Raw genomic sequence first — 26,261 nt, 5'->3', positions numbered from 1 at the left:
GCAGCCGGATCAAAAGATGAGCAGCCGGGCCGAGAGATGAGCTGCCGGGCCGAGAGACGAGAACGCCCGGCCGAGTGGATAACTCGGCCGGGCGCTCTCGTGTGCTGATTCAGTCGCGGTTCTGGCGACGGAGCAATTCGTTCACACTCACGGTGCGGCCGTCGCCGCCGCGGTGCTTACCCTCGTCGTCGTCCTCCTCGGCCTTGCCGGTACGGCGGCGTGCCGAACGCAGGTCCGACATCCACTGTTCGATACTGCTGCGCCCGCCGCCCTGCGGCTGATCCTCGGCCGAGTGATGTGTCGGATGCGGTTGCGCCGCATCGGATTCGGCGGATTCGGAATCCAGCAGCTCCTCCGCCTCGTGCGGCTGGTACAGCTGGGCCCGGGTGGCGGGATGCGGCGGCATCTTCTGCGCGGGCGGCGGGAGTACCCGCTCGGCGCCGACCGCGTGCGGCGTCTCCGGCTGCGAATCCCGCTGTGCCGCAGCCGGAGCCGGAGCGGGCACAGGAGCCTCGACCGGTCGGGGCGTCGGCGTGGCCGGGGCAGTCGGAGCGACCGGTGCCGAAGGTGCCGATACCGCCGGAATCCCGTTCTGCGCAGCGGGTTTGGCCGGTGCGATCGGATCCTGGGCGACGACCTCGCGGGTCGGCGCCTCGGAATCGTGGCGCGGGGTGCTCGGCGCGACGCCGGGCCTGCCCGAACCGATGGTCCGCGGCGTCACACCGGAACCGGCCTGCGGCGGAGCCGCATTCGACACCTCGGGCTCCGGTGCGGGCGGGGCCGTTTCACCCGCGGGCGCGCCGAGATTGGTGAGCGGGGCCGGTGTGGCGGGCGGCGGCGGGAACCCGGCCGCGGGCGGATCGCCCCCGGGCGGCGACCACGGCGCGGTTTTGGCGGGGGCGGAGGTGGTGATGCGCTGGGTCGGCGCCTCGCTATTGATATCGATCTTGCGCGGCGCCCGCGGTTTGCGCAGTCGCAGTGCCGCCGAATCCGTCAGCGCCGGAATCTGCATGGTGACCGGATCGGTGATCGGGGTGGTCTTGACCAGGTCGACGACCTCACCACCGCCGGGCCGCTCATCGGCGAGCATCGGCTCACCCAGTCCGATCTTCTGCTGAATCTTCTTCATCCAGGCAGGAGCCCACCAGCAGTCATCACCGAGCAGCTTCATGGTGGCGGGCACCAGCAGCATGCGCAGCACGGTCGCGTCGATGAACAGCGCCGCCACCATGCCGTAGGCGATGTACTGCATCATCACCAGATCGGAGAAGGCGAACGCGCCGGTCACCACGAGCAGGATCAATGCGGCCGCGGTGATGATGCGCCCGGTCTGTGCGGTGCCCGCTCGCACCGCCTCGGTCGTGCTCGCGCCCTGTGCGCGCGCTTCGACCATGCGGGACAACAGGAATACCTCGTAGTCCACCGAGAGGCCGTAGATGATCGCGATGATCAGCACCAGCACCGGCGCGGTGATCGGCTGCGGTGTGAAGTTCAACAGCGACGCACCATGACCGTCGATGAAGATCCAGGTCAGAATGCCCAGCGTCGATCCGAGGCCGAGCGCGCTCATGAGCGCGGCCTTCAACGGCAGCACCAGTGAGCCGAAGGTGAGGAACATCAGGATGGTGGTGACCAGCAGGACGATGCCGATCATCCACGGCATGCGATCCAGCAGTGAGCCCAGACTGTCCATCATCAGGACCGGCTGGCCGGTGACCGCCAGTTCGACGCCGTCCGGCAGTTCCATCGATCGCAGATAGTCGACGGTCGCCTCGGGATGGGAGCTGTCCTCGACGGTCGCCTCGGACACCCAGACATTGGAACCGTTCGGCGGTTTGGCCGGGGTGCCGAACTGCCCGTTCTTCACCAGTCCCGGCGCTTTGTTCGCCAGCTGGAGCACCGCGCCGATACTGCGGGAGTTGTCGGTGGTGATGACCAACTGCACCGGATCGGACTTGCGCAGCGGGAAGGTCTCGTCGAAGTGCTGCTGCGCCAATCGAACCGGATTGTCCGGCGGCAGATAGGTCTCCGAGATGCCGCCGAACTGCAGATTCTTCACCGGAATGATGAGCAGCAGCAATCCGATGGTCAGCGGGATCGCGACCTTGAGCGGATGCTTCATCACCCAGGCGGTGAGCTTGCCCCAGAAACCGGCCTCGATCTCCTCGGCGGTCTTGGTCTTGCGAATCCACTTGAGGCTCAAGCTGTCCACGCGCCGGCCCAGAATGCTCAGCAGTGCGGGCAGCACGGTCAACGAGGTCACCATGGCCAGCAGGACCGCGGCGATGGTGCCGTAGGCCACCGACTTCAGGAAGCCCTGCGGGAACAGCAGCATGCCCGCGCTGGCCGCGATGATCATGGTCGCCGAGGAGGTCACCGTGCGCCCGGCGGTCATGACCGAACGGCGCACGGCCGCGCGGGTGTCGTACCCCTCGGCCAATTCCTCACGGAAGCGGCTGACTATGAACAGGCCGTAGTCGATGGCCAGGCCCAGGCCGATCATCGACACCACGGCCGAGACGAACGAGTTCACCTCGGTGTACTTGGTCAGCGCCATGATCATGCCGTTGGCGGCGATGATGGTCAGCCCGCCGATGATCAATGGCAGTGCGGCGGCGACGATTCCGCCGAAGATGAAGAAGAGCAGGATCGCGACCGCGGGCAGCGCGAGCATCTCCATGCGCTTCACATCGCTGGCGATCGTATTGTTCAGCGTGTAGGCGATCGGCTGCAGACCGCCGACCTCGACCTTCACATCCGGGATCGCGAAGGCGTTCTGCACCGCACCGTAGGCCTGCAGCATCTCGGTGTCGTTATTGCCGTTGAGGGCGACCGAGGCGAAGGCGCGCTTGCGATCGGTGCTGGCCGCCTGCGCCAGCTGCTGACCGGTCTCGGTCTTCCAGGGCGAGGCGTTGACCTTGGCGATCTGCGGATACTTCTTCGGCAGCGCGTTGAGGCTGTCGACGACCTTCTGGCTCCACGCCGGATCGTCGATCGTCTTACCGTCGGGCGCGGTGTACAGCAGCACCACATCACTGTTGTGATCGCGGCTGTACACCGAATCCTTCAGCACCGCCGCGTGTGTCGACTCCGAATTGGGGTCGAACCATCCGCTGGAGCTCAGGTGATCCTCGACTCCGAGCCCGAACGCACCGAGCGAGAGCAGGGCAGCAACCACTACACCCAGAACGGTGTAGCGCAGCTTGTAGACCAGGTCGCCCCAGCGGGTGAACACTAAGCGACTCCTTGAGCGGGGCGGGAGGTGAGCAATGCTGTCAGCGGCCGGAACGGCTGCAGCCATGCTCCCTCGTCGGGCAGCGAGTCGAGGCTCACCCTGGGCAGCGGTTCACGGAACACGCCCGGGATGTCCTCGAGGTCGATGAACTCGAGAATATCCGACGTGACGGCCCAGCTCGCGTGCTCGCGGAATCCGAGCACCTGAACCGGTACGCCACTGGCGGCGATCTCTTCGAGCGGTGCGCGGAACGCCTGACCGTCTGCGGAGGCGACCATGATGCCGGCCAGTCCCGCGCCCCGGCGGCGTAGCTCGATATGCGCGAGCATATCGCTGTCGACGTCGGAATCTTCGTCGATTTTGGGTTTTGCAAAAACGGCATAACCGACATTTCGCAGCGCCTCCACCCACGGTCGCACCACATCGGCGGTGCCGGGGGCGATATTGGTGAAGACGGTGGCCTCGGGTTCCACACGCTGACGACTGCCGACCGACAGCTCCGCGGTGCGCGCGAGCAGCCAGCGGCCGAGCGCGTCGAAGCGCGGACGGTAGGCGGCGGTCGGGCGGCCACCGAGAATCGCGCCGAGCCCCATATCGAGGTTCGGGGCGTCCCAGACAAGTAGTACGCGACGGAAATCGGTACTACTTCCGGAAAGGCCGGTGGTGCCCGCTAGTTCGGACGAAGCAGTGCCGTGCATTATTTCGGCAACATCCGCGACCTCCGGGGCCATCTCACTGACGCTCATGACTCGATCTTCCCCCAGATGAACTCCGTGATGGCGCTACCCGCGCGGAGTCCTTTTCCCTCGAACTTGGTAATCGGACGTTCAAAACCGATCGGTGCGGTTTCAAGGTACCGCGAAGGGTCCCCACCCGTGGCCTCATTCATACCGATGAGCTGGGATTCTCCCTTTCCCACCTCGGCAATATGCTCCGCGTAATCCGCGTGATCGGTCGCGACATGCAACACGCCGCCGGGCTTGAGGCGACTCGCGATAAGAGTCAGCGTCGCGGGCTGCAACAGCCGCCGCTTATGGTGGCGCGCCTTGGGCCACGGATCCGGAAAGAAGACGCGAACACCCGTCAGCGATTCCGGAGCAATCATGTTTTCGAGTACGTCGACCGCATCGCCGCGCAACAGTCGAATGTTCTCGATATTCTCCCGCTCGACCCGCTGCACCAATTGCGCCAGACCCGGCTTGTAGACCTCGACGCCGATCAGATTGAACTCCGGTTCGGCCTGCGCCATTGCCGCGGTGGCCGTGCCGGTGCCGCAACCGATCTCGATGATCAGCGGAGCACTGCGGCCGAACCAGGCGTCCGCGTCCAGCAGGCCGTCCGAGACGTCCGCGCCGATCCGCGGCCACATCCGGGTCCAGGACTCCTGCTGCGGCGGCGTCAGCGCACCGCGCCGCGAGCGGAAGCTGGTGACGCGGGGGTAGAGGCGGTTACCGCCCACGGCGCGTGGCACGCCCTCGACGGGGTGATCACCGTCACCGCTGTGGTCGGCGGACCGCGGTCCGGGGACTGGCTCGGCAGTGTGGTTCGCGGCGTCGTTCACGGCGTCCATTGTCCAGTATCGAATGGTTAGCGCAGCAATCGACTACGTGTTCGGGCGTATGCCATCACTCAGGCTGCCAGGCCCGACTCCTCGGCGGCGACCTGCTCCGAACCGGGTGTCAGGGGTAGTCCGAGCGTGACTCGCATTGCGGTAGTTGCCATTTCCACCATGCCGCGCCAGTGCGCGGGCCAGAGCGCTACCGACCAGACGGTCTTGGTTGTGGGTTCTGTGAGAGTTTTCCCGGCGATCCGATCGGCCAGCCAATCCAGGCTCAGCGGGGTCGCCAACGGCAGCAGCGAGAAGTGCTCGCTCAGCCGATCGCGGACGTACCAGACCGCCGCGCCCGCCTCGCGGTACCGCTGCACCTGACCGTCGATGCCCGCCACATCGATGACCTGGTCATTGACCGGATGCACCACCAGCACCGGGCAGGCGGGCGCGTTGTTGCCGAGCCGGATGTCGTCGAACATGCCCTCCAGTTCGGGCAGCACCTCGGCGAGCGGGCGGTGCAGGTAGTTCTCCATCCGGCGACCGACCAGCAGCGGCAGCGCCGCGATCGGACCCAGATTCTGCACCCGATCCAGCAGCCGCCTGCCCTCCTCGGTGAAATCCTTGCGGACCACATCGGCCAGCGCCGGATACACGCGCCGCAGCGCGGCGACCACCAGCGGCGGGAATCCGGCGAAGAGGCCGCCGTCCAACCGCAGGAACACTTCGCGCGGATCACCCACCGGCGCGCCCAGGGCGGCGCCGACGATATTCAACTCCGGCGCGTACTCCGGAGCCATCTCCACGGTCCAGGCCCCGGCCATACCGCCACCGGAATAGCCCCATACCGCGATTCTGGTATCCGGGCGCAGGCCCAGCGGAGCGAAGCCGAGCGCCGCGCGCACCCCGTCGAGGGAGCGATAGCCGGGCTCGCGCGCCGCGCCGAAATTCCCTTGCGGCCCTACATGATCGGCAATGGTCACCGCCCAGCCGCGCCGCAGCGCGTTCGCCACCAGCAGCCACTCCCACTGGGTGATCGAACCCGGTGACAGCGCGCCGCGCCGCAGCGCGTACGACGGCGCGCAGCGATCGGTGACCGCGTCGATTGCGGATCCGAAGACCAGCAGCGGTCGCTCCGGATTGGGGGACGCGCCCTTGGGGAGCAGCACCGTGGTGACCGCGACCTCCGGTCGGCCGCCCAGATCGCTACTGCGATACAGCAACTGCCATGCCGTCACCTGCTGGGGCACCACGCCGAGCAATGCCAATTCCACTGGGCGACTGCGCAGTACGGTGCCCGGCGCGCGCAGGGCGAAGCCGTGGGGTGCGCGGAAGAACGGATCCGAGCCGGGCGGCAGCGGACGAGCCGAGGCCGGAGTACGCCACTGCGCACCGCGATCCCGCGGCGCCGGCGCACCGCCCTCTCGAGTGGCGGGTGCGGTGGCGCGGGGGACGGGCGCGGCAGCGACGGCGGTATCCGATGCGGCCGGATCAGGCTGTCCCGCAGGCGAATCGGCCACAGTCGGGATATCGGCCGTAACGGTCAACGTAACCTCCGTAGGTGAGTCCGGCTGTCGGACCCGAGAGGAACCGTCACCGCCACTGTCGGCTGTAGCACCGACCGGATCGAAACCCTAGGTGAGAATACGGTGTCTGTGAAGAGCGGTGCCATTGAATCACGCTGGCGCACAGCTGAACCCGCACTTCAACGCGTTTTGTGACGCTGCTGGCCGGACCATATCCGATCGCGTCGCGCGGTGTCCGAACCCGCCCCGCGCCGCACCGCAGCCGATTAGGCTGCCCCCGTGCTGTCCGGTCGACCACCGCGCATCCAGATCACCGGCCGTGCTCGCGCCGGTAAATCCACCGTGCGAAACGCGTTGTCGCTCTTGACCGCCGAGGAGACCGCGCCGCTCGACGCGCCGGACCGGCCGGACCCGGTCCTGGACGCCGACCTCATCCTCTACGTCTTGCCGGGCACCCTCACCTCGGCCGACCGTCGCGTCCTGGAACGGATGCCTCCCGACCGCACCCTGGTTGTCCTCAACAAGGCCGATGCCATCGGTACCCGCTGGTCCGATGCCGCCCGGGCCGCCGACCGTCTCGCCGGAACCCTCGGTATCCAGACCCTGCCCGCCGTGGCGTCGCTGGCCGCGCACACCCGCACCGGAATCGTGAGCGATGCGGATCTGCGGACCCTGCACCGTCACCGCGCTCGAAGCGATCCGGCGTTCCTACTCACCGAAGATCTGTTCGCCGATCCCGCCGTCGCCGAGGACACCCCGGCCCGCGCGGCTCTGCTCGAGCGCTGGGGCCGCTACGGTGTCGCCTGCGCCCTCACCGCTCTCCGCCACGACCCTGCGCTGCCGTCTCGTTCGCTACTGCAAATGCTGCACTCCGCCAGTGGCATAGACCCGATCTACCGAGCCCTGCACGAGCGCTACCAATGGGCCGCGGCAGCCATCGCGGCCGAGGAACTCGCGATCGTTCCCACCCGGTCCGGGTCCGGCGACGAATAACCGGTGTTGGACCGTGAACCCGCTCCGCGCTACCTACCGAATGGCGTCCGCTCGGCCGAGCCGTCCGGCCGGGGTTCGCTGCCCGCCGAGTCCGATTCCGGCCTTCCCATTTTCGGATTGGATCTCCCGCCGGTGGAACGGCTCTCGCGGCCGCCCGAGAGCCCGGCCGTCGAGTCCGGCGGGTCCGTATCCGGGTGCACCGAGCTGTCTCCATCGCCGGAAGAACCGGTCATCGGCGCGCCCGACCGCGGGGCGGCAATGCGGGCCGAGGAGCCGCCGACGGATCTCTCCGCACGCGCGGAAGCGATTGTGACGCGCTGGAATCCACACGGAATGGCATTGCTGCTGGCCATGCGGAGTACGGCGTGCGCACGGGACACGCGGGTGGCGCTCCTGGGCGACGACGAGGTGCAGATCGCGCTGTTGCGGGCCGAATTGGCCAGGTGGGCACCGCGAGTCGAGTTTCCGGCGGCAGAGTCGAGTCGGGCACCGCGGCGACCGGCGGCGGTGGCCTGCGTGGTGCTGGACGCCGGTGCGCCGATCGGCCGGGAGATGTTGGGGGCAGTGCGCAGGCTGCGCGGCGAGGGCACCCGGATCGTGTTCGCGCTGGCCGGGTTCGACGCGCACCGCGAGTGGCGCGCGGTGCTGGAGCGGGATGCGGAGCTGCTATCGCCGGGAGAGCACGGGCCGCTCACACCCGGGAGTGCGACGACACCGGCGGCGGGCCCGCCCGTGGAGATCATCCCGGTATCGGTGCGGATGGCGGTGGTGGCACGGGCGAGCGGGGATGCGGCACTGGGGGATCGGGCGGGGATCGGATTGCTGCACGCGCGATTGGTGGCGGCGGTGGGGGCCGGGGCCGCGGGGGATCAGGCGGCGCTGGTGCGGGAGCGGGTGGTGCGCGAGACGCGAGCGCGCATCGAGGGGGAGTTGGCGAAATTGCGCACCGGCGGGGATGTGGCGGCGCTGCGGGCAGAGCGGGCGACCCTGCTGGCGGTGAACGACGGCGGGCGCGGGACCGCCATGGCCATGCTGCGCAATCGACTGCATTTGGCGCGGGTCGATCTGCTGCATGAGGCGGGGGTGCGAATTCGGGCGCTCAATGCCGCCGCGCGGACCGAGATCGACCGCTTGCCCTATACCGCCCATGCCGGATATCCACGGGGCTTACAGATTTCGGTGGAAAAGATCACACGGGAAATCGACCGCGCCATTCACGCCCGCCTCACCGAGGTGGACGAGTTGATCGAGAAGGCGGTCCGCGCATCGGAATTGGCGGGCGGTACACCCGATTCGACGGCATTACCCGCGCTCGCATGGCGTGATCGCCCGCCCCGGGTCGGTCCGGACCCGGAGCCGCGCTGCCGGGGTGTCGAAGATCATCTGATGATCGCCCTCGGGGCGTCCGCGGGTTTCGGTCTGGGCCGCCTGCTGGTGATCCCGCTGTCGTGGTGGGCGGCGGCCGAATACGCGATCGTTCCGGTCGGTTTGGTGCTCGGGGCGCTCGCCGCGAGCTGGGTGGTGCGGGGGCGCAGACAGCTCGCTGAGCGCGCTCATTTACGCCAGTGGATGACGGACGCGCTGGTCAACGTGAAGGCGCAGTGGGAACAGCGGATCGCGACGGCCATTGTCGAGGCGGAGGAGCGGCTCACCGAGCGGGTGCTCCGGGCCAGCACCGCGCGCATGGTCGAAACAGACCGTCGGGTAGGGGAATTGGAGGCGCAATTGCGGCAGGCGGCGCAACGGAGACCCGCGTTGACCACCGCCTGCGAACGTGACCTGACCGCACTCGATTTCGCATAATCGCTGGTCGGAGGTTTCGACCCGGTACCGACTGGACAACCCGATTCCATACGTCGGGATATATGGCGTTAACCTCTATGGCAGGAACCTGGGCGTCCGCTTGGTCCTTGTACGCCGTCCAGCCGGGACGAGCTACCTGCAAGGCGATGCGGGGGCCTTGCCGCAATGGTGGCACTCGGTGTCGCGAGCACCCCGGGCCACCCATCTCAGGAGAGTTGTTTCATGACCTCAGCGACCATTCCTGGTCTTCACGATGGCACCGCGCCCACCGAGCACAAGGAACTGCTTGCCTGGGTACAGGAGGTCGCAGAACTCACCCGGCCCGAGCGGGTGGTCTGGGTGGACGGCTCCGAGGAGGAGGCCGTGCGCCTCTCCGAGCAGCTCGTCGCGGCGGGCACGTTCAAGAAGTTGAACGAGGCCAAGAAGCCGAACTCCTACCTCGCCCTCTCCGATCCCTCCGACGTCGCGCGCGTCGAATCTCGCACCTACATCTGTTCGCGCAACGAATCCGACGCCGGCCCGACCAACAACTGGGTCGACCCGACCGAGATGCGCGCCACCATGACCGAGCTGTACCGCGGCTCGATGAAGGGCCGCACCATGTACGTGGTGCCGTTCTGCATGGGCCCGCTCGGCGCGGAAGACCCCAAGCTGGGCGTCGAGCTCACCGACTCCGAGTACGTCGTGGTCTCCATGCGCGTGATGACCCGCGCCGGTTCCGCCGCGTTGGAGAAGCTCGGCACCGACCGCCCGTACGTGAAGGCGCTGCACTCCCTGGGCGCTCCGCTGGCCGAGGGCCAGGCCGATGTGCCGTGGCCGTGCAACGACACCAAGTACATCACCCACTTCCCCGAGGACCGCGAGATCTGGTCCTACGGTTCGGGTTACGGCGGCAACGCGCTGCTGGGCAAGAAGTGCTACTCGCTGCGCATCGCCTCCGCGATGGCGCACGACGAGGGCTGGCTGGCCGAGCACATGCTGATCCTCAAGCTCATCTCGCCGGAGAACAAGAACTACTACATCGCCGCCGCGTTCCCGTCGGCCTGCGGTAAGACCAACCTCGCCATGATCCAGCCCACCGTCCCGGGCTGGCGCGCCGAAACCCTCGGCGACGACATCGCGTGGATGCGCTTCGGCAAGGACGGCCGCCTATACGCGGTCAACCCGGAGTTCGGTTTCTTCGGTGTCGCGCCCGGCACCAACCACTCCTCCAACCCCAACGCGATGGCCACCATCGACGCGGGCAACACGGTCTACACCAACGTGGCGCTCACCGATGACGGCGATGTGTGGTGGGAGGGCCTGGAGGGCCAGCCCGATCACCTGATCGACTGGAAGGGCAACGACTGGTACGAGCGCGAGTCCGAAACCCTTGCCGCGCACCCGAATTCGCGCTACTGCACCCCGATGTCGCAGTGCCCCACCCTGGCTCCGGAGTGGGACGACCCGCAGGGCGTGCCGATCTCGGCCATCCTGTTCGGCGGTCGCCGCAAGACCACCGTCCCGCTGGTGACCGAATCCTTCGACTGGCAGCACGGCGTGTTCATGGGCGCGACGCTCTCCTCCGAGCAGACCGCCGCCGCCGAGGGCAAGGTCGGCACCGTACGCCGCGACCCGATGGCCATGATCCCGTTCCTGGGCTACCACGTGGGCGACTACCTGGGCCACTGGGTGAACCTGGGCAAGAACGCCGACGCGAACAAGCTGCCGAAGATCTTCTACGTCAACTGGTTCCGTCGTGGCGCCGACGGCCGCTTCCTGTGGCCCGGATTCGGTGAGAACTCCCGCGTGCTGGAGTGGATCGTCGGCCGTATCGAAGGCACGGCCGAGGCCACCGCCACCCCGATCGGCAATGTGCCGGTCGCGGCCAACCTCGACCTCGAGGGCCTGGACGTGGTCGCCGCCGATGTCGACGAGGCGCTGGCGGTCAACCCCGAGGAGTGGAAGCGCGAGATTCCGCTCATCGAGGAGTGGTTCGAATTCATCGGCGACAAGCTGCCCTCGGGCGTGCGCGACGAGTTCGAGGCGCTCAAGGAGCGCCTGGGTTAGTTCGCCCCGCAAGCTGAATACGAAAGGCCGCTCGCACTCCCCAGGAGTACGAGCGGCCTTTTTGGTTGAGCGTGCGATCTAGCCCGCATAACCGGCGGGCATCAGGACCGACTTGAGTTCGCAGTAGGCGTCCAGGCCCTCGGGTCCGTTCTCGCGGCCGATGCCGGAGGTCTTGTAGCCCCCGAAGGGGGCGCTGGCGTCGAAGGCGTACCAGTTGATGGCATAGGTACCGGTGCGGATGCGACCGGCGACCTCCGCACCGTGCTCGATATCGGTGGTGTAGACCGAACCGGCGAGACCGTAGTCGGAGTCGTTGGCGATGGTGATCGCCTCCTCCTCGGTGTCGTACGGCAGCACGGACAGCACCGGGCCGAAGATCTCCTCGCGGGCGATGGTCATGGAGTTCGCGACATCGGCGAAGACCGTCGGCTCCACGTACCAGCCGGGCAGCTCGGACGGGCGTCCGCCGCCCTGGATCAGGCGCGCGCCCTCCTGCTTGCCCTTGGCGATGTAGCCCTCGACCCGTTCCCGCTGTACCTGCGAGATCAGCGGGCCGAGTTGGGCATTCGGATCGTCGGGCAGGCCGAGGGGGAACATCCGGACGGATTCGGTGAGGGCCTCGACGATCTCGTCATAGCGCGAGCGCGGGGCCAGAATGCGGGTCTGCGCCACGCAGGCCTGCCCGCTGTTCATCAATCCGGAGAAGGCGAGTTTGGGCATATCCGCGATATCCATATCCGGCAACAGGATCGCCGCGGATTTGCCACCCAGTTCGAGCGAGCAGCGCTTGAGCTGACTGCCCGCGATCGAGGCGATCTTGCGGCCGACCGCGGTGCTGCCGGTGAAGGTCACCTTGTCCACATCGGGATGCGAAATCAGGTATTCCGACACCTCGGCATCGGCGGGCAGCACCGACAGCACACCCTCGGGCAACCCGGCCTCGGCGAACAGATCGGCGAGCAGGTTCGCCGAGAGCGGGGTCAGCGGTGCGGGCTTGAGCACCACCGAACAGCCCGCCAGCAGGGCGGGGGCGAGTTTGTTCACGGCCAGGAAGATCGGCACGTTCCAGGCGATGACCGCGGCGACCACGCCGACCGGTTCGCGGGAGACGCGGGTGGTGCCGAACAGGCCGGTGCGGGTTTCGTTCCAGGGGAAGGACTTTCCGAGTCCGGCGTAGAAGTCGAGGGTGGCCCGGGCAGGGATGTAGTTCAGCGTGGAGGCGGCCATGGTGGGCGCGCCCATCTCCGCGGACAGGGCCGCGGCGATATCGCCCGCCTGTTGATCGAGCAGTTGGACCGCGCGGGTCAGCAGTTCGGCGCGCTCCTCGGGCGGGGTGTTGCGCCAGGGTCCGTGATCGAAGGATTGCCGGGCGGCGGCGACCGCGGCGTCGACATCGGCGCGGGTGGGGTTGGGCACGCTGCCGACGGTCTCGAGGGTGGCGGGGGAGATGACCTTGATGGTTTCGGAACCGGCGGGAGCGGTCCAGCGACCGCCGATGAACAGACTCTGGTAATCCATGAGAACACGTTACAGTTTTGCCCCGAGAGCTGTCTGTAGCGGCGACCGGACTGCTGTCCCGCTCAGTGGGATAAAACTGAAATCCAACCTTTCGGATTAATTCTTTGCGAAGGTGGACTCATGCTTTCGCGGTCGGTTCGCAATTCGGTTTGCCCGCCGGTGTCCTATGCTCTCCGTGGCTCCACTCCACGACCCATCCGGTCGGTTGCTATAGATTAGCTGTTGGTATTTCGGTTGCCGCGCCCATTCTCGACATTTCCTGCTGCCCCATGGCACGGCTCTCGTTCGATGCGCGAAAGGTAGGCGAACGGTATGGCCCAGGCGGATATCGACGATTTCGTTCTCCCGGAGATGACCGGGATCGCATCGGCGATGGCCAGTACACCGATGCAGCGCGCTGCCAATCAGTTGCAGAAGGTGTTGCCGCCCGGCTGGCGGGTCGAGGTGGTGGCGAGTTCGCAGGGGACCGCGCGCCGCGGGCAGCCGGTGCTGCGTCTGGTGATGGGCGACTTCTGAGCTATCGCTCAGCACTCCGAAAGATCGAATTCCAACCTGTCGGTTCGCTTTTCGCGGAACGCACTATTGCATTCCGCAGTCGTTGCGAGCATGCTTTATAGCTATCTTGGATAGCTCGCTCTATACGTGAACCGTTACCGCACAGGGGAGTCCGAGTCATGGCGGTGCAAGTGGTCGATCGGTCGCTCATGACAAGCGATCTCACGCCCCATCAGGCGAAAAGCGTTGGCGTAGGCGGATGGGTGGTGTCCTTCCTGCCCGGCCGCACCCTCACCACCGAACAGGCCACCGCCGCATTACAGGCCGCGGAAGCGGTTGCCGCCGTGAATGCCTTCGCCGGTCAGGTCGGGCTCACGGCAATGGAGACCGTCGGGCTCGCAACCCAGGAGTCACCCTGGGGCGAACCCGAATGCGGCGGTTTACGAAGATTCTGGCGGCGCGGCCGACTCGAACGCTGAATCGGCCTCGGCGGCAACGGTTGTCGCGGCCGCACGCTTGGTCGCGACCACTACCAGATTGCTCGTCAGCAACTCGCGCACGAGTGGAACATGAACCACCCACCAGGCCCAGCGCGGGTGATAGCGCGGGAAGACCGCGAGCACCTCGACCTCGTCCGGTGTCGCGCGCGCCCAGCGCATACCCTCGCCCGCGCCCACCGCGAAGAGTGAGCGGCCGAACCGATTCTTGGGCTCTCGTCCCATCTTTCGGCGATACCGGCGCGCCGCGTACTCCCCGCCCAGATAGTGCCACGGCCCGGTCTCGTGCCCGCCGAACGGGCCGAACCACACCGTGTACGAAAACACCATCAGCCCACCGGGTTTGACCACCCGCAACATCTCCTCGGCCATCACCCAGGGCCGCGGCACATGTTCGGCCACATTCGAGGAGACGCACACCTCGACCGCGTCGTCCCGGAACGGCAGCGCCATGCCCGATCCGCGCACCGCGCCCGCCACCCGCAGCCCGGCCGCGTGCATCTCCGAGGGATCCGGTTCGACCGGCAGATACCGCGCGCCCGCGCGCCCGAATTCGTCCGCGAAATAGCCCGGCCCGCCCCCGACATCGAGCACCACGGTTCCGGCCAGCGAGCGCCCGGTCAGATCGCGATAGAAATCGCCCACCAGCTCCGCGGTATCGGCGGCGATGCCGCCGTAGAACAATCCAGGATCGGTCTGCTCGAACCGGAAGCTCCCCAGTAGGCGCAAAGACCGCCGCAGGGTGGCCCGCCGCGTGAATCGCGGACGGCTCCCGACACGTTTCTGCTGGGCTCGAAGCACGGCGAGCAGTCTCGCACAATGCGGCCTCCCGCCCCTCCCCACCCGCGACCTCGCACCCCCGGCACACCGCCGCGGCCGCCGCCGATCGGGTTGCGGTATCCGGCATTCGTGGCGGTGGAGGTGGAGTGGGCACTCGCTGAACTGGAGGTTAGGGCGGTGCTGGTCGAGCAGGTGCGGGTGCGCCTCGCCGCGGCGGTCGGGGCCGCGATCGGCCGACGCGGCGGTGGCCCGGATCCACCGCCCGACTTGCCCTCGGCATCCGATTCGGCCGTCCCGGATTCGGCCACTCCCGGCCGCCGCGAGCGGCGTGTCCCCCCGGTGTGGTGACCGCGTTCGTGGTGGTCAGATGACCACTGTTACGCCGGAGGGGCGAAACGCGCTATATGGTGGAGCCCATTGTTCGCCGTCCGCCATCGATAAACCCTGGAGATCGTCCCGTGCGTGAAGTGCTGCTGCTGTGCTGGCGCGACACCGGGCATCCGCAGGGCGGTGGCAGTGAGCGGTACCTGGAACAGGTGGGCGCGCAATTGGCGGCCCGGGGCGTGAAGGTCACCCTGCGCACCGCCCGCTACCCGGGTGCGGCCCGGCGCGAGCGCGTCGACGGGATCGACATCAGTCGCGGGGGTGGGCGGTACACCGTATATCCGCGCGCCCTCGCCGCCATCGCGCTCGGACGGCTCGGGGTGGGACCGCTGCGCGGCACCCGGCCGGACGCGGTGATCGACACCCAGAACGGCATTCCCTTCTTCGCCCGCGCCGCGGCGGCCGCGCCGACCGTACTGCTGGTGCATCACGGACACCGGGAGCAGTGGCCGGTCGCCGGCCGGTTGATCGGCCGGATCGGGTGGTGGATCGAGTCCCGGCTCTCCCCGCGCGTGCACCGGGCCAACCAGTATCTGACGGTATCGCTGCCCTCGGCCGAGGAATTGACCGCGCTCGGCGTCGAGTCGAGTCGAATCGCGGTGGTGCGCAATGGCGCCGAACCCGTGCCCGCGCGGGTGCCGACCGGTGATCACGACACCCGCACCGCGCATCCGAGCATTGTGGTGCTGTCCCGGCTGGTCCCGCACAAGCAGATCGAGGACGCCATGGCCGTCGTCGCCGGACTGCGCGGCAGCGTCCCGGGACTGCACCTCGATGTGATCGGCGGCGGCTGGTGGGACGCCAACCTGCGCGCGCACGCCGATGAACTCGGCATCGCGGACGCGGTCACCTTCCACGGGCATGTTGACGAGGACCGCAAACACGAACTGCTGGCCCGCGCCTGGGTACAGGTCCTGCCCTCCCGCAAGGAGGGCTGGGGACTGGCGGTCATCGAGGCCGCGCAGCATGGGGTGCCGACCGTCGGCTACCGGAGTTCGCGCGGGCTCACCGACTCGATCGTGGACGGCGTGACCGGCATGCTGGTCGACGATGTGGCACAGCTGACCGAGGCGGTCGGCGAACTGCTCGACGATGCCGAATCGCGGCGGGTGCTCGGCGAGAAAGCGCGGGCGCGCGCCCGCGAATTCTCCTGGGAGCAAACCGGAAACGGCGTTCTCGAGGTGCTGTCCACGGTGGCGCGCGGTGGACGGGTATCGGGACTGGTCGCGGGCGCTACGGCCGAGCGGCAGACGCCGATCGGCGTCGGGTCGGTACCGGGATCGCTGACCGGCTGAACGTGGAAACCACTCCGCCGCACAGCAATACGGCCCACAGCAGGTGAGCGGTGCCGGATACGCGCCGGGCCGCGGCGGAGGCGTCGTGCGAGGTGATGTTCCCCGGCACTCGATACAGTTGTAGATCGCGATCGGAATACACCGGATTCAGTTGGCCCAGAGTCGTTTTCGATTCGCCCATCGGCCCCGGCGTACCGCTCTCGACCAGGACCCAGCCCACCCCGAGCCGGGCCAGACCGTCCGCCGAACCACCGTGCAGCAGCAACTGTTCCACCGCACGGGCTCGTCTGCCCTCACCGGACACCGTGGCCCCCGGCACCGGAAGTTCGCCGGTCTGCAACACATCTCGCGGCAGCAGCCGCGGCGCGGGATCCAGTACCGGTGCGTCCCCGGCCCATCGGAACTTGCGGAACATCCCGCCCGGTAGCGCCGCCACATCCCCGGGTCCCCGCACCATCGGGGCCACCCGCTCCCACCCGCCCGGATAGCGCACCGGCCGCAGCGCCCCACCCACACCCCAGGCCATATCCGGCAGCGAAATCAGCACCAGCACAATGAAAACCGCCGCCACCGCGCCAACCGGACGCCGCCCCCGGCGCGCGTTCGCGCCCGCGGAGGTGTCGTGTTCGGTCGAGGTCGCACCGCTGTCGGCCGACCGATCTGCCACCGCCTCGTGGCTGCCCGCTGTGCCGTGATCGGTGCAAGCGTCGCCCGCCGCTATCAGATCCGGATCGGCTCGCTTCGCCGCGATCCATCCGGCGATCGCGCGGCACCCGGCGGCGGCGCACAGTGCGAACGCGGGCATCGCCAGCGCCACGAACTTCTGCGTATCGCGCAGCAATCCGGCCCCCGGTACTTTCGTCACTAGGAATTGCCCCGCTGACAGCCCCCATCCAGTCGCGCCGAGCGCGGGCAGTATGACGGCGACGACCGCCAGCCCGATGAGTATTCGCCGGGTGCGTGGGGCCCCGGTCTCGAGCTCGCGGGCACCGGTAGAACCCCTCGGGCTCGGAGACTGTGTGTGGCCCTCGCCTGCTGCGACTTCCGTTCCGCCGGAAGCCCTCGCCGCGAGCGAAGGCGTGAGATCGCTTTCGGGCGTGCCATTTTCGGCTGCCCCGGGGTCAGCTTCTCCGCCCACCACCGCAGCATGCCAATCGGGCATTGCGGAACGGCCGGTGTTGGAAGGCTTTGCCTCGGCCACGGCGAAATCGTCGCGCGCGAGGACCGCGCGGACACCGGTGGCTACCAGCGCCAGGAGTGCGGCGGTGCCGATCAGGGCGAAAAACGTTGTGCGCGAATCGGGTACGGCGGTGCTGTTCCAGATGCCGCCCAATCCGGCCAGGCTGCCGAGGGTTCCGAGCCAGGGTTCGGCGCGCGCGGCGAAGGCCGCGACACCCGCGGGGTCCGAGGGTTCGGCTCCCGAGCCCGCGAGCACGGTCGCCACCAGCCACGGTGTGGAAGCGGCGATCCAGAGGCCCAGCGTGCCGAGCAGATTCCGCTTGCCCACCAGCAGCAGCGCGACGCACCCCGCGAGCAGCGAGCCGGTCGGTGTCAGCCCCGCAACCGCCAGCCATCCGCCCAATGCCGCCCAGACCGGCCACGTTCGAGAGCGCGTGCGGCGTCCGAAGCCTGCCGCGACAACGGATCGTGCGGCGCGAGCCGCCGTATCCGTGCTGAACTCGGCGGTGGGTGCGCTGCCGGACTCGGCGGAGCGCGTGACGGTGACCGTGCGCTCGGCGGCGGGTGCCGGGTGGGGAACTGCCCCTGTCGGATCGGGCTCCGCGCTGCGGGTGCGCGAGCCCATGGCCTGCTCGGATGCGCGAGGGGTGCGTAAGCGGTTGGCCAGCAGGGCCATCCAGGGCAGGGCGGCGTAGCCGGTGAGCAGACTCCAGTGGCCCTGTAGGAGACGTTCGGCGACGTACGGGTTCCAGATTGCGATGGTGGTCGCCACGAGCTGCGGGCCGATGGCGACGCCGAGCAGCTCACGGGCCAGCCTCGCCGCGCCCCAACCGGCGCACCAGAGCGCCGCCAGCAGAATGACTTTCACCAGGAGACCGCCGTCGATCAGCGGTGACAGGGTGGCGAGGAGGGCGTCCTGGGGCACGGCGCGGGGTGCGGCGTCGCCGAGCCCCAGCGCCGAATCCGTCAGGTACGAGCGGGGGGTGCTCACCGCGTCACGCAGCAGCAGATAGCCGGGACCCAGCAGTGGGCCGAGGACCAGCAGTGCCAGCGCCAAGCTGTATCCGGCGGGGATCAGCCGGAGCCGGCGCGTGTGTGGGGCCGCGTTCACACCGGCACCCTAAACGCCGCTCGGCCCGAAATCGGGGATGCCGGAGTCGCTTTCGACGGTCTCGCGCGCGGTGCGCAGCGCCAGCACGGTAATGACCAGCGTCGTGACCGCGGAGGTCGCGGTGGCGATGGCGATCAGACTCGACACCGAATGCGCGCAGCCGAGCATGATGGCGACTCCGATGGCCAGCCCCAGCCAGGTGATGGCGGCGGGCGCGGTGCGATCGGTGGCGATGGCGGACAGCAGCGCGCCCTGCAATACCGCCAAGAGTGCGCCATTCAAGGCGAATAGCCACAATAGCCCTTGCACCGGTGCGTAATCGCGCCCCGCGAGCAAAGGTGCGAGCGGTGCTGCCGCGGCCGCTCCGGCCACCGCCAGCGCACCGATCCCCGTCAGCACCGCCAGCGCCGATCGCACCGCGTGCGCCGAATGCTGCGGCTGCGCCATGCGCGGATACAGGACCACCCCCACCGCCTGCGGCAGCCAGAACGCGATCTTCGCCGCGATAGCCCCCAGCGCGTATCGCCCGGCATCGTTCTCGTCCAACACAATCCGCGACACGATCAGATCCGCCGAGGACAGCGCCATCAGCGCCGCCTGTATCTGCGCCGCCCGGAATACCGGCAGCACCCCGGCCCCGGCCGTGAACTTTCGAAGTCGTCCGACCACCGCGCGCGCTGCCGGTGGGTCCGCGACAGTCGACGGCTCCGCCCGGTCATCGGTGCGGGTGGCGGCGCCGACCGCGAGTTGGCCGGTGCCGTCGACCAGCAGTCGGGCACCGAGTGCCGCGACCGCGATACCGATGGCTGCCGCGCACAGCGCCGCGGCGGTGCCGCCACCGACGGCCAGCACCACCACCGCGGGTGTCACGCGCAGTACCCCGGCCCCGCCGAGCACGATCGCCAACTCTCGAAACCGGCTGCGCCCCTGCAGAATCCCCTGCTCCCCGGAGAGCAGGACCAAAACCGGCGCGGCGCACAGCGCCGCCGCCGAGGCCACCACACTCACCGAGAGCACCGCGCTCACCACTGGTACGAGCGGCAGCGCTACCACCGCCACCAGCCCGGCACACCGCAGCGCGAGCCCCCGCGCGGCAGCGACCCCCGCTCCCCGCACGACTTCCCGCGCCACCACATTCTGTAGTGCGAGCGCGGGCACCGCGCAGAGCAACTGCACCGCCAGCAGACTCGCGAACGGGCTGTACCCGGCGACCCCCAACCACCGACTGGCCAGCAGTTGCAGCAGATACCCCGCCACATTCGCCGTCATGGCCCCCGCCGTCACCAACGTCAGATCCGCCACCACGGGTAGACGACGTACAACGGACACGCCCGCAATGCTCCCACCCACCCCGGCACCCGGCCCCGCCGCACCCCCGCGATCCTCGGAAACGGGAGCGGCCCCGCACCTTTCGCAGGTGCGGGGCCGCCGTGGACTGTGCCGGGTCAGGGGCGTTTGTCCATATCGATCTGCTCGGTCTTGCTGATGTCGATCTGCTGGGTGGGCGCGTCCGCGAACGGGTCGGGCCGGGGGCCGCCGGTGGGGGCGGGGGCCGGGGTGACGCGGCGGACGGGGGTGCCGCCACTGCCGCTGCCGCCGCCGAGCACACCGAAGACGATGCCCGCGATGAGGGCGATGGCGCCGATGATGCCGAAGGAGATCGGCAGGGTGCGGCCGTAGAGCGACAGCTTGTCGATGTTCTCCTTGGCGACCGAGATCTGCGATTCCACGGTCGGCTCGTCGAACATGAGGGTCGCGTTGAGGACGGTCACCTCGGGCTTGTCTGAGCTGCGCGCGTAGAACTGGTGGATCTTCTCGCCGCCCTTGATGACGGTGCCGGTCTTGGGCTCCACCCACACATCGCGGACGTTGGTGTAGAAGCGCGTCATGGTGATCGGCGTTTCGCCGCCTTCGACACCCCACTTGTCGGCGGGCAGCGCCAGCTTGTTGGTGGGCGAGTTGACGACGGTGGAGAGATCGGTGACGGGGACGGCCTGCTGGAAGTGGTAGACCTTCATGTCATTGATCTCGGTCTCTTCGACGAAGTTGATGTCGAAGGTCTTGCGCGCGTTGATATCGAAGTACGGGTACGACTTCTTCTCGGTGCCGATCGGGAAGCGGTACTGCAGACCGGTGTGCTGCACCGGATCCATGACCGCCTCGCCCTTCTTGTCGACCGTCGCGCCGATGGCGCCGTTCGGGCCGCCGTCGACCGAGTCGACGGGCATACCGTCCTTGCGGTCGATGGTGACGCGGTCCAGGGTGGCGGTGAGCAGGCCGGTATCGCCCTGCTTATCGGTGCGCCGCAGGGTCTGACCGGCCTGGATGGTCATTTCCGAGGCATCGGCCGGATCTTCGACGGTGAGGAAGCGCTGTGAGAACAGCGGGACATTGGTGTCCACCTTGGCCGCACCGGTGGGCGCGGTCAGCGACTTGGAGTCGAGGACTTCACTGGGGGCCCCTTGGACGTTCGTCGCGACGGTCGTGATCTCCAGGTCCAGCGGGGTCTTCGCCAGACGGCTCACCGTATAGGTGGGGATCATGATCGCGGCGACGAGCAGCAATGCACCCAGCCCCACGAGCAGGCAGGCCACGGTCCTTCGGGTACCGGCACTCAGTGCCATGCAGGTTCTCCTCGTCGTCGAACAGGTCGTTCCGATGAGCACTGCGGTCGCCGCGCAGCACTCGTGAGCCCCGACACTAACAGTCGGGAGCCCCGAAGCGTCCTGCCGAGGCAGGAAAACATCACGAAACGCCCGTAAGTCAAACACGGGGTGCTCACACTCGGGAGTAACAAGGCAAACTGAACCTCGATGACCGCCACCCTGTATCCGTCCTCCGAACCGACCGAACCGGTCAGTTCGGACACGCCATCGGCGGAATCGGACCGGCGGGCGATTCGCCGACCGGGCGTCTTCGTCCCAGCTCTGGAGGGTATGCGGGCCCTGGCGGCGCTCGGCGTCATCGTCACCCATGTGGCCTTCCAGACCGGAGCCACCGCGACGCCGATCATCGGCCGGGTGCTGGAGCGCTTCGATATGGCGGTCGCCATCTTCTTCGCACTCTCGGGCTTCCTGCTGTGGCGACCGCATGCCGCCGCCGCGCGCGGACTCGGTACCGCACCGTCGGCCGGGCGTTATCTACTGCATCGCGCCGCCCGCATCCTGCCCGCCTACTGGGTGGTGGTGTGCGCGGTGCTGATCCTGCTGCCGAGCGCCGCGCATACCGCGGGACCGCGGGTGTGGGTGGCGAATCTCGGTCTGGCGCAGGTCTATGTGCCGCTGACCCTCACCGACGGACTCACCCAGATGTGGAGTCTGTCGGTGGAAGCGGCCTTCTACCTTGTCCTTCCGCTGCTGGCGTTCGCGCTCGTCCGATTGCGCGGTCCGCGCGCGCGATGGCGGGTGCCTGTCCTGCTCGGGTTCGGCCTGCTGTGCCTGGGCTGGAATTTCCTGCCGGTGCCCACACCCGATGCCATCCATTCCGACAACTGGCTGCCGGGCTACCTGCCCTGGTTCGCCGCGGGGATGCTGCTGGCCGAACTCTCCGATCGGGACGCACCGCGCTGGCGACGGGTGGCGGGCGACCGCCGCCTGATGTGGCCGCTCGCGCTGGCCGCGCTACTGCTGGCCACCACCCGGGTGGCCGGACCGGAGGGGCTCGCGCACGGGCAGCCGTGGCAGTACGCGAGCAAGATGGCGGTCGGCGCGGTCATCGGATTCAGCCTGCTCGCACCCCTGGTACTGCGCCCCGAGATCCGGCATCGCTGGTTGGAGAGCCGCATCGCGGCGACCCTGGGCCGCTGGTCGTACGGCATCTTCATCTGGCATCTGGCCGTGCTGTCGATCGTCTTCCCGGTGTTCGGAATCATCCCGTTCCGCGGGCATTTCGTGCTGGTCTACCCGCTGACGGTGGCGTTCACACTGCCGCTGGCCGCGGCAAGTTTCGCGCTCGTCGAGGAGCCGGTGCGGGTGTGGACCCGCCGCCGCTTCGGCTGATTCAGCGGCGGTCGCCGCGGCGCGGCTGGTTCGGCAGCGCCGAAAGGCCCAGGGCCACAATCGCCACCAGCGCGGGGAACTGCACCCACAGGGACGCTCCCATATATCCCTCGGGCGATCGCCAGGGTCCGGTGGACAGCGCCGCCGCCGAGATCGCGGTTCCCACGGTGGCGATCGCGACCAACGGCATCGGCCGGTTCCGCGGTCGGAACCGCATCGCGAACAGACCCGGTGCGGTGAGCACGATTCCGGCCGGACCGGCGATCAGTCCGGCCGCCGCCGCCAATCCGATCGCGCCGACGGTACGACTGCGCCAGGTGCGCGGTGCCGGACCGTCCTCGCGGATCGGCGAGCGCGCGCCCCGGAAGGCGAGTACCGCGAGCGGAATCAACAGCAGCAGGCCGCCGAAGATCGCGTAGCGGTACCAGCGGTCCGCCGGGAATTCGATCGTGATCGGCCCCTCGGTGCCCGGGGGCAGCAGCCAAGCCTGCTGCCAGCCGTCGATCACGATGGGTTTCAGCGCATGCCCGTCGGCGGTGGTCGCCTGCCAGCCCACATTGGTGCTCAACGGCAGGATCAGCAGTCGCGTGCCGTCGGCCGCTCGCGCCCCGGGCGGATTCACGGCGGGCGCATCGCTCGAATCCGCCACCGGGACAGTGTGATTCAGGCGCAGCTCATCCACGCTGAACAGCTCGGTCGGTGCGACCGTCACATCGATGCTGCCGGTGGGCAGGTCGAAGTCCACCGCGTCGTCCGCCGCGGGCGCGTCCCCCCGCGCACTGTCGCGCGCGGCCTCGGCGTATTCGTCCGCCGTACAGACCCGCGCCGGAAGCGGTGCGCCGGAGCGCAATTCGGCGGCGGTGCCGGTGACCGTGGTGTGCAGGGTGCGGCCCGCCGCGGCGAGGGTGGGGCCGTGCGCGCAGTCGATGGTGAGCGGGCGATCCGGTGCGGCGGGGGCCGGATAATCGGGGCCGAGCACCGCGACCTCGGCCAGTCCGGCGGGCTGTTCCTGCGCGAAACCCAGTGCGGTGCGGTCGAGTACGCCGTCCCAGGTCTGGAGGCTGAGCTCGATGCGGTCGGTGACATAGGGGTGCAGGTCGATCCGGGTGGGGACGCCGGAGGCCGGGTCCACCTCGCGCACCTGCGGGCCGTCGCCGAGATTGACCGAGACCGAGGTGGGATGGGCGGGTAGATCACCCAGAGAGGGCGTGATCTCCAACCCGGTGACCAGGGTCGGACCCGGAAGTTCCAGGGTGAGCGTGGGTTTGCCGCCGGTCTGATCGCGCACCGTGGTCTCCGGGGCGGTCCAGGAGGTGCGTGGATCGCCGTCGGTGGCGGCGAGCGCCGAACCGCGCGGATCGGCCACATCGGCCTGGCCGCGCGCGGTGGGCCGGTCGGGATCGGTGAGCAGAGTCTCCAGTGCCGGGCCGGGCCGGGTGCGGACCATGAGATCCGGTGTCACCGTGACCGGTTCGGGCACCTGCAGGGTGCGTTCGAAGAGGCCGGGCTCCTCGGCGGAGAGCGCGAGCGCCTTACTGCAGCGCACCCGGTCCGGGGAGTCGAAACACGCACTGCGGCCGGGGAATTCCTGCTCCAGCCGCCAGCCCCGCACCTGTGCCCCCGCCGGGGCGGGCGGCAATACCGTGCGATGCCGGATATCCACGGGCACCGGGTTCTCGCGGTCCGCGTAATCCTCGATGCTCAGTTCGCTGATGCCGAATTGCCCACCCGCACTGCCGTTCTCGGTGCTGGCGGCGGTGATCTGAATCCAGTCGGTCTGACCCGGCAGCAGCGCGATCGACACCGGTACACCGGGTTCGGTGATGCGCGCCGAGACGGTCCCCTTGGAGGTCTTCACCTCCACCCATTTCACCGGGCTGCCGATGGCGGCGGCGCTGGTGGTCAACCGCAGCACCGCCGAGGTGACCGGCTTATCGAGATCGAGTCGAAGCCATTGTCCGCGTGCGTGTTCGATGCCATTGCTGATCCACGCGGTGGACGGGTCGCCGTCGACCACCGCGGCCGTGGAGCTGCCGGGCGCGGTTTCGCCGAGTTGGGTGGCATCGGCGGCGGAGCTGGACGCGGTAATGGTCGCGCCCGACCATTCGCCCCGCACCGAGGGCGTTCCGGGCACCGGATAGTCCGGTACCAGATTGTGGGTGCGGCGCGGGTCGGCGGGCCCGCGCAGGGCCGAATTGTGGTTGTCGACGCGTCCGAAATCGGTTTCCCGGTCCATGGGGGTGTCGGTGATGGTGACCGTCTGCGGTGGCAATCCCGCCCGGACCGCATCGGCGGCCAGCAGGGCCGGGCCGTCGGGTGTCGCGGGATCGCGCCGGAGTCGTTCCAGCGCCTCCGGTCCGCCCTGCACGACGGGCACGCTGTCCAGCGGCAGCGTGTACGAACCGGGGAAGGATCGCGGCGCGCCGACTCCGCTGCGCAGTTCCACCGGCGTTCCGGAGGAATCGCGAGTGACCGCGGAGCCGCCGGGGGCGATGGTTCCGCTGCCGGTGGGAGTTCCGGGCGGTCGGGTGCCGACCCGATAGATCTCGATCGCGGGGTAATCGGGGCGCAGATCCTCGTCCGCGACCAGCCCTTCCACATGTCCGGTCGCAATCGGATCGCCGAATTGCGCGACCTTGGTCAGTCCCGGCGATCCTTCGATCGCCCGGTGCGCGAGCATCGGCCGGGTGGAGCGGGAGGTCTCCGGGTCGAGGTCGTTGCGCAGCACCAGGATTCCGATGCCCTGATCGATGAGGGTGGCCGCCAGTCCCGCAGACGGTCGCCCGTCGGCGATGAGCCGCTGTACCGAATCCATGGCGCGAATGGCTCCCGGCGGATTCAGCGGGACCGAATCCCGCACCGCCCAGGGCGTACTCGCCAAAGCCTGGAGCGGTTCGTCGCGGGTCAGGCCCCAGGTCTGACTGCCGAAGGGCGCGCCCGGCACCACCAGTGCGCGAGTGTCGGAGGCGTTGTGCGCCAGCCACTCCGCGGTCTGCTGCCAGTAACCCGGTACGCGGTCGTAGGATCCGCGCGGTGCGAGTTTGCCGGTCCACGCCAGCGAGGTGGACAGCGCCAGCGCGGTCAGGATCAAGGCCCCGACGGCCACCATCCTGTCGCGTTCGGGATGTGCGAATGCCCTGCGCCACACCGGCATCGGCACGGATGCGGGCAGCGGTACCCGGCTCAGCAGATGCGCGAGCCCGAGCACCAGGGGCAATCGGATGAGCGGTTCCAGTTTGTGCACATTGCGCAGCGGCGCGCCCCCGGAGTCCAGGAAGGTGCGCACCTGCTCCGCGAAAGGTCCGCCGAGCTCACCGGCGTAGCCCGCGCAGATGCCGACCAATCCGACGCAGAGGATCAGCACGAACCGCCCGCGTCCCGGCATGGACCGCATGGCCAGTCCCGCCATGCCCGCGGCCGCGAGCATGCCGGTCGCCAGGACGGCGGCGGGCTGGGTGACCAGTACCGCGCCCGCGATTCGCTCGGGTGAGACGAAGGGCGTCCAGCTGTCCGTGCCGCGCAGCACCTCGCCGAGCGAGGCCCACTGCGTGGTCACCCCGGACGATTCGATGAAGTCCAGGAACGGCGGACTCACCTTGCCCAGCAACAGCAGTGGCACCACCCACCAGAAGGTGGCCAGCACCAGCATCGGAATCCAGGCCCGGGTGAATCGCCACCAGGACTTGTTCGGCCGATACGACAGCCACCACAGCGCCGCGGGCAGGAAGGCCGCCGCGGTGGCGACCGCGTTCACAGAACCCATGAGCGCCAAGGCCATTGCGCTTCCGGCGGGGGTGGCCGCGCCACGCCAAGCCCCCTTGCCCCCGGGGGCCGACCACTTCGCCACGC

General features: G+C 68.7%; 18 protein-coding genes. 8 read left to right on the top strand and 10 right to left on the bottom strand.

The genetic code is table 11. The annotated features are described in order from the left end of the window. Positions 1-109 precede the first annotated feature (109 nt). Genes NA10_RS24620 through NA10_RS24605 form a run of 4 tightly spaced genes read right to left on the bottom strand, consistent with a single transcriptional unit; the run spans position 110 to position 6,331 of the window. Complete coding sequence (locus NA10_RS24620) at positions 110-3,235, bottom strand: MMPL family transporter (RefSeq protein ID WP_067571945.1); 3,126 nt, start codon at positions 3,233-3,235, stop codon at positions 110-112. Continuing rightward, a complete protein-coding gene (locus NA10_RS24615; RefSeq protein WP_157556717.1) occupies positions 3,235-3,981 on the bottom strand; it encodes an NYN domain-containing protein in 747 nt (248 codons plus the stop codon). The genes NA10_RS24620 and NA10_RS24615 overlap by 1 nt, the downstream gene beginning before the upstream one ends. After that, a complete protein-coding gene (gene trmB / locus NA10_RS24610) occupies positions 3,978-4,805 on the bottom strand; it encodes a tRNA (guanosine(46)-N7)-methyltransferase TrmB (RefSeq protein WP_084515205.1) in 828 nt (275 codons plus the stop codon). Before trmB ends, NA10_RS24615 begins: the two co-directional genes overlap by 4 nt. Before the next feature lie 59 nt (positions 4,806-4,864). After that, a complete protein-coding gene (locus NA10_RS24605) occupies positions 4,865-6,331 on the bottom strand; it encodes a lipase family protein (RefSeq protein WP_245677818.1) in 1,467 nt (488 codons plus the stop codon). Between the two features lie 258 nt (positions 6,332-6,589). Between NA10_RS24605 and NA10_RS24600 the strand changes: the two genes are divergently transcribed. The 3 genes from NA10_RS24600 to NA10_RS24590 all read left to right on the top strand — a co-directional run bounded on the left by NA10_RS24600 (position 6,590) and on the right by NA10_RS24590 (position 11,155). After that, entirely contained in the window at positions 6,590-7,303 is a 714-nt protein-coding gene (locus NA10_RS24600) for a P-loop NTPase family protein (protein WP_067571943.1), read from the top strand. Positions 7,304-7,306: 3 nt separating this feature from the next. Beyond that, complete coding sequence (locus NA10_RS24595) at positions 7,307-9,106, top strand: amino acid adenylation domain-containing protein (RefSeq protein WP_245677816.1); 1,800 nt, start codon at positions 7,307-7,309, stop codon at positions 9,104-9,106. A 222-nt stretch (positions 9,107-9,328) separates the two neighbouring features. After that, positions 9,329-11,155 carry a phosphoenolpyruvate carboxykinase (GTP) gene (locus tag NA10_RS24590; protein WP_067571941.1) on the top strand — a complete coding sequence of 609 codons (1,827 nt, stop codon included), beginning with the start codon at positions 9,329-9,331 and terminating at the stop codon, positions 11,153-11,155. Positions 11,156-11,233: 78 nt separating this feature from the next. On the opposite strand, the gene NA10_RS24585 is transcribed toward NA10_RS24590, so the two are convergent. Next, entirely contained in the window at positions 11,234-12,673 is a 1,440-nt protein-coding gene (locus NA10_RS24585; RefSeq protein ID WP_067571939.1) for an aldehyde dehydrogenase, read from the bottom strand. Positions 12,674-12,985: 312 nt separating this feature from the next. Here NA10_RS24585 and NA10_RS24580 point away from each other — a divergent pair, with 312 nt between their 5' ends. Continuing rightward, a complete protein-coding gene (locus NA10_RS24580; RefSeq protein ID WP_067571937.1) occupies positions 12,986-13,189 on the top strand; it encodes a hypothetical protein in 204 nt (67 codons plus the stop codon). A 158-nt stretch (positions 13,190-13,347) separates the two neighbouring features. Beyond that, positions 13,348-13,647 (top strand): hypothetical protein, encoded by a 300-nt coding sequence (locus NA10_RS24575; protein ID WP_067571935.1) that lies wholly within the window; start codon positions 13,348-13,350, stop codon positions 13,645-13,647. Here NA10_RS24575 and NA10_RS24570 read toward each other — a convergent pair. Next, positions 13,609-14,466: a class I SAM-dependent methyltransferase gene (locus NA10_RS24570; protein ID WP_084515204.1), complete on the bottom strand. Its 858-nt coding sequence runs from the start codon at positions 14,464-14,466 to the stop codon at positions 13,609-13,611. The genes NA10_RS24575 and NA10_RS24570 overlap by 39 nt on opposite strands. Before the next feature lie 18 nt (positions 14,467-14,484). On the opposite strand from NA10_RS24570, the gene NA10_RS24565 reads away from it, so the two are divergent. Together NA10_RS24565 and NA10_RS24560 are read left to right on the top strand one after the other, a co-directional pair. Continuing rightward, entirely contained in the window at positions 14,485-14,793 is a 309-nt protein-coding gene (locus NA10_RS24565; protein ID WP_169812637.1) for a hypothetical protein, read from the top strand. Positions 14,794-14,903: 110 nt separating this feature from the next. Then, positions 14,904-16,124, top strand: coding sequence for a glycosyltransferase family 4 protein (locus NA10_RS24560; RefSeq protein WP_067571931.1), 1,221 nt, complete (start codon positions 14,904-14,906; stop codon positions 16,122-16,124). Here NA10_RS24560 and NA10_RS38845 read toward each other — a convergent pair. The 3 genes from NA10_RS38845 to pgfA form a co-directional block, all read right to left on the bottom strand. After that, positions 16,063-18,414: a hypothetical protein gene (locus NA10_RS38845; RefSeq protein WP_067571929.1), complete on the bottom strand. Its 2,352-nt coding sequence runs from the start codon at positions 18,412-18,414 to the stop codon at positions 16,063-16,065. The two genes, NA10_RS24560 and NA10_RS38845, sit on opposite strands and share 62 nt — an antisense overlap. A gap of 9 nt (positions 18,415-18,423) precedes the next feature. Continuing rightward, complete coding sequence (locus NA10_RS24550) at positions 18,424-19,683, bottom strand: polysaccharide biosynthesis protein (protein ID WP_245677823.1); 1,260 nt, start codon at positions 19,681-19,683, stop codon at positions 18,424-18,426. Positions 19,684-19,859: 176 nt separating this feature from the next. Further along, positions 19,860-21,038, bottom strand: coding sequence for a cell envelope lipid trafficking protein PgfA (gene pgfA / locus NA10_RS24545; RefSeq protein WP_067571927.1), 1,179 nt, complete (start codon positions 21,036-21,038; stop codon positions 19,860-19,862). A 189-nt stretch (positions 21,039-21,227) separates the two neighbouring features. Between pgfA and NA10_RS24540 the strand changes: the two genes are divergently transcribed. Beyond that, positions 21,228-22,412 (top strand): acyltransferase family protein, encoded by a 1,185-nt coding sequence (locus tag NA10_RS24540; RefSeq protein WP_084515203.1) that lies wholly within the window; start codon positions 21,228-21,230, stop codon positions 22,410-22,412. Between the two features lies 1 nt (position 22,413). Here NA10_RS24540 and NA10_RS24535 read toward each other — a convergent pair. Then, positions 22,414-26,261 (bottom strand): alpha-(1->3)-arabinofuranosyltransferase domain-containing protein (locus tag NA10_RS24535; RefSeq protein WP_067571924.1); only part of this gene is annotated, 3,848 nt, incomplete at its 5' end.

This window comes from Nocardia acidivorans NBRC 108247 (assembly GCF_001625085.1).
In the GTDB taxonomy this organism is placed as follows: Bacteria; Actinomycetota; Actinomycetes; order Mycobacteriales; family Mycobacteriaceae; genus Nocardia; species Nocardia acidivorans.
Note: the sequence above shows the minus strand (reverse complement) of the source record. Positions and strands in the feature narration are given on the sequence as shown.

What these genes read in the sequence shown, in the direction of transcription:
- NA10_RS24575 (WP_067571935.1), top strand. Translation starts at nt 13,348, where the DNA reads ATGGCGGTGCAAGTGGTCGATCGGTCGCTCATGACAAGCGATCTCACG.
- NA10_RS24615 (WP_157556717.1), bottom strand. Translation starts at nt 3,981, where the DNA reads ATGAGCGTCAGTGAGATGGCCCCGGAGGTCGCGGATGTTGCCGAAATA.
- NA10_RS24565 (WP_169812637.1), top strand. Translation starts at nt 14,485, where the DNA reads ATGCGGCCTCCCGCCCCTCCCCACCCGCGACCTCGCACCCCCGGCACA.
- NA10_RS24580 (WP_067571937.1), top strand. Translation starts at nt 12,986, where the DNA reads ATGGCCCAGGCGGATATCGACGATTTCGTTCTCCCGGAGATGACCGGG.
- NA10_RS24550 (WP_245677823.1), bottom strand. Translation starts at nt 19,683, where the DNA reads ATGACGGCGAATGTGGCGGGGTATCTGCTGCAACTGCTGGCCAGTCGG.
- NA10_RS24585 (WP_067571939.1), bottom strand. Translation starts at nt 12,673, where the DNA reads ATGGATTACCAGAGTCTGTTCATCGGCGGTCGCTGGACCGCTCCCGCC.
- NA10_RS24590 (WP_067571941.1), top strand. Translation starts at nt 9,329, where the DNA reads ATGACCTCAGCGACCATTCCTGGTCTTCACGATGGCACCGCGCCCACC.
- pgfA (WP_067571927.1), bottom strand. Translation starts at nt 21,038, where the DNA reads ATGGCACTGAGTGCCGGTACCCGAAGGACCGTGGCCTGCCTGCTCGTG.
- trmB (WP_084515205.1), bottom strand. Translation starts at nt 4,805, where the DNA reads ATGGACGCCGTGAACGACGCCGCGAACCACACTGCCGAGCCAGTCCCC.
- NA10_RS24540 (WP_084515203.1), top strand. Translation starts at nt 21,228, where the DNA reads ATGACCGCCACCCTGTATCCGTCCTCCGAACCGACCGAACCGGTCAGT.